Source organism: Pseudoduganella sp. RAF53_2 (assembly GCF_052113985.1).
Classification (GTDB): Bacteria; Pseudomonadota; Gammaproteobacteria; order Burkholderiales; family Burkholderiaceae_D; genus Rugamonas.
Window position 1 is genome coordinate 1 of sequence record NZ_JBFRDW010000537.1, and the last position, 4,257, is coordinate 4,257.

General features: G+C 61.4%; 2 protein-coding genes. Both read left to right on the forward strand.

What is annotated here, in order from left to right:
• Window positions 1–1,658: DUF6537 domain-containing protein (locus AB4Z11_RS24835; protein WP_442028424.1), on the forward strand; the 1,658-nt coding region annotated here is incomplete at its 5' end.
• A gap of 135 nt (window positions 1,659–1,793) precedes the next feature.
• A partial coding sequence (locus tag AB4Z11_RS24840) for a methylmalonyl-CoA mutase family protein (RefSeq protein ID WP_442028426.1) occupies window positions 1,794–4,257 on the forward strand: 2,464 nt, incomplete at its 3' end.

Genomic DNA, 4,257 nt, shown 5'->3' on the forward strand with positions numbered 1-4,257 from the left:
TTTACGACCAGACCTGCGCCGCCGAGAAGCGCCGCCGCCGCAAGAAGAACGAATTCCCGGACCCGAACAAGCGCATGGTCATCAACGAAGCAGTGTGCGAAGGCTGCGGCGACTGCGGTATCCAGTCCAACTGCGTATCGATCCTGCCAAAGGAAACCGAGTTTGGCCGCAAGCGCACCATCGACCAGTCCAGCTGCAACAAGGATTACTCGTGCACGAAGGGCTTCTGCCCATCCTTCGTAACCGTTGAAGGCGGCACGCTGAAGAAGTCCAAGACTGGCGTGGCGAAGACCGACGACTGGGGCGATCTGCCAGTGCCTGCACTGCCGGCATGCGAGCAGCCGTACAACATCCTGATCAACGGTATCGGCGGCACCGGTGTGATTACCGTCGGCGCGCTGATGGGCATGGCCGCCCACCTTGAAGGCAAAGGCGCTTCCGTGCTGGATATGACCGGCATGTCGCAGAAAAACGGCTCGGTGACTTCGCACGTCAAGATCGCCCGCACCCCGGCTCACCTGCGCGCACAGCGTATCGCGACCGGCGAAGCAGACCTGATCCTGGGCTGCGACATGCTGACCTCCGGTGCTTCCGACGCGATCTCGAAGATGCGTCCGGGCCGCACGCTGGCTGTGGTCAACCTGCACGAGCAGCCGCCTGGCACCTTCGCGCAAAATCCTGACTGGGAATACCCGGTTGAAAACGTGGAAGCGCTGATCACCGAATCCGTTGGCGGTCCGCAGGCTGTGGACTTCATCAATGCGACCAAGCTGGCGACGGCGCTGATGGGCGACTCGATTGCCTCCAACCTGTTCATGCTGGGTTACGCATGGCAGCGCGGCCGCATTCCGCTGAGCGAAGCAGCCCTGCTGCGCGCCATCGAGATGAACGGCGTGGCCATCGAATCGAACAAGAAGAGCTTCCTGTGGGGCCGCCGTGCCGCCGTGGACCTGAAGCGGGTGGAGAAGACCGCTACCCCGACCCAGGCCATCGTGGTGCAGCTGCCGCAGTCGCTGGAAAACGTGATCAAGAAGCGCGTCGAGTTCCTGACCGGCTACCAGGACGCCGCATGGGCCGCTTCCTACGAGGAGCTGGTGACCCAGGTGCGCACCAAGGAAACCTCGCTGGGCCTGGGTAACAAGCTGTCCACCGCCGTAGCCAAGTCGCTGTTCAAGCTGATGTCTTACAAGGACGAATACGAAGTGGCGCGCCTGTACACCGATGGCCGTTTCGTCGAGCAGCTGAAGCAGCAGTTCGAAGGCGACTTCTCTCTGAAATTCAACCTGGCGCCGCCGCTGTTCGCGAAGAAGGATGCCAAGGGCCACCTGGTGAAGGCGGAGTACGGTTCGTGGATGTGGAAGGCGTTCTCGCTGCTGGCCAAGTTCAAGGGCCTGCGCGGCGGCGCACTGGATATCTTTGGCCACACCGCGGAGCGTAAGATGGAGCGTGCGCTGATTACCGAGTACCGCGCGCTGGTGGGCGAACTGCTGAGCAGCTTGTCGGCTGGTAACCACGAGCAGGCGATTGCCATCGCGAACCTGCCGGAGAAAATCCGCGGCTTTGGCCATGTGAAGGAGAAGGCTGTGGAGACTTATCAGGGTGATAAGTCGCGCTTGCTGGCTGCTTTCAAGAGCGGCGACCGCGCGCACGCTGCCTGATAAAACCAACGGCGTAACCCAGGTGGCTGCCACGATGTGGCAGCCACCAGTTTCACGCCATTGGTTCTAAATCGCTTGACTTGACGTTAACGTAAACGTCATATAATGAAAAATCTACCGTTCCAAGGATTCCCAATGAACGACATCGCCTCCGCCAAGAAACTCTCCTCCGAGCCGGAACAGTACAAGCCCGCGAACAAAGTCCGCTTTGTCACCGCCGCCTCCCTGTTCGACGGCCACGACGCCTCGATCAACATCATGCGCCGTATCCTGCAATCGAACGGCGTGGAAGTCGTCCACCTCGGCCACAACCGCTCGGTGGACGAAGTCGTGACCGCCGCTTTGGCGGAAGACGTGCAAGGCATCGCCATTTCGTCCTACCAGGGCGGCCACGTCGAGTACTTCAAATACATGATCGACCTGCTGCGCCAACGCGGCGGCGCCCACATCAAGGTGTTCGGCGGCGGCGGCGGCGTGATCGTGCCGAGCGAGATCAAGGACCTGCACGACTACGGCGTCACGCGCATCTTCTCGCCGGAAGACGGCCAGCGCATGGGCCTCGCCGGCATGATCCAGTGGATGGTGCAGCAGTGCGACATCGACCTGTCCACCTACTCCCCGACTTCGCTGAAATCGCTGAAGGATGGCGACATCGAACAGCGCCATCGTCCGCTGGCCCAGCTGATTACCGCGCTGGAAAACGGCAAGGCCGACGGCAAGCTGGTCAAAGAAATCCACAAGGCGGCGGAAGGCCTGTCCACGCCAACGCTGGGCATTACCGGCACCGGCGGCGCAGGTAAGTCTTCGCTGACCGATGAACTGATCCGCCGCATTCGCCTGGACCAGGGCGATGCCATCAATATCGCCGTGATCTCGATCGACCCGTCCCGCCGCAAATCCGGCGGCGCGCTGCTGGGCGACCGTATCCGCATGAACGCAATCAATCCGTGGGCCGGCCACGCACGCGTGTTCATGCGCTCGCTGGCGACCCGCGAAGCCGGTTCCGAAATTTCCCAGGCCCTGCCTGACGTGATTGCTGCCGCCAAAGTCGCGGGCTTCGATCTGGTGATCGTAGAGACCTCCGGTATCGGCCAGGGCGACGCCGCCATCGTGCCGCACGTGGATGTATCCATGTACGTGATGACGCCTGAGTTCGGCGCCGCATCCCAGCTCGAAAAAATCGACATGCTGGACTTCGCCGACTTCATCGCCATCAACAAATTCGACCGCAAGGGCGCGCAGGATGCATTGCGCGACGTGGCCAAGCAATACCAGCGCAATCGCGAACTGTTCTCCAAGCGTCCGGAAGAAATGCCGGTATTCGGCACCCAGGCTTCGCGCTTCAACGATGACGGCGTGACCGCGCTGTATCAGGGCCTGCTGCCGAAGCTGGCCGAGAAGGGTCTGAAAGTCAAAGCCGGCGTGCTGCCGAAGTCCGATGTGCGGTTCAGCACTGGCAAGAACGTGATCGTGCCGCCGGCACGCGCGCGCTACCTGGCCGAGATCGCGGACACCGTGCGCGGCTACCACAGGAACACCCAGAAGCAGGTCATACTGGCGCGCGAACGCCAGCAGCTGCAGGAATCGAAGCGCATGCTGGCCGTGGCCGGCAAATCGGTGGCAGACTTCGATGACCTGATCATCGAGCGCGATCACTCGATGGAAGCCGGCGCCAAGAAGCTGCTGGTGCAGTGGCCTGATATGCAGGCTGCCTACTCGGGCGACGAGTACATCGTGAAGATCCGCGACAAGGAAATTCGCACGGGCCTGGTGCAGCACACCCTGTCCGGCACCAAGATCCGCAAGGTGTCGCTGCCGAAGTACGAAGACCACGGCGAGCTGCTGCGCTGGCTGATGCTGGAAAACGTCCCTGGTTCCTTCCCGTTCACCGCCGGCGTGTTYGCCTTCAAGCGCGAAGGCGAAGAYCCSACSCGSATGTTCGCGGGSGARGGCGAYGCRTTCCGYACCAACCGSCGCTTCAAGCTGGTGTCCRMSGGCATGGACGCMAAGCGMCTGTCCACSGCRTTCGATTCGGTGACGCTGTATGGCGCCGATCCTGCAATTCGTCCTGACATCTACGGCAAGGTCGGCAACTCCGGCGTGTCGATCGCAACGCTGGACGATATGAAGGTGCTGTACGACGGCTTCAATCTGTGCAGCCCAAGCACTTCGGTGTCGATGACAATCAACGGCCCGGCGCCGACCATTCTGGCGATGTTCATGAACACCGCCATCGACCAGCAGATCGAGAAATTCGTTGAAGAGAACAAGCGCCAGCCGAGCGACGACGAATTCCAGAAGATCAAGGACTGGGTGCTGCAGAACGTGCGCGGCACCGTGCAGGCGGACATCCTGAAGGAAGACCAGGGCCAGAACACCTGCATCTTCTCGACAGAGTTCTCGCTGAAGGTGATGGGCGATATCCAGGAATACTTCGTGCACCACCAGGTGCGCAATTTCTACTCGGTGTCGATCTCCGGTTATCACATCGCCGAAGCGGGCGCGAACCCGATTTCGCAGCTGGCATTCACGCTGTCCAACGGCTTCACCTTCGTCGAAGCCTATCTGGCGCGCGGCATGCACATCGACGACTTCGCGC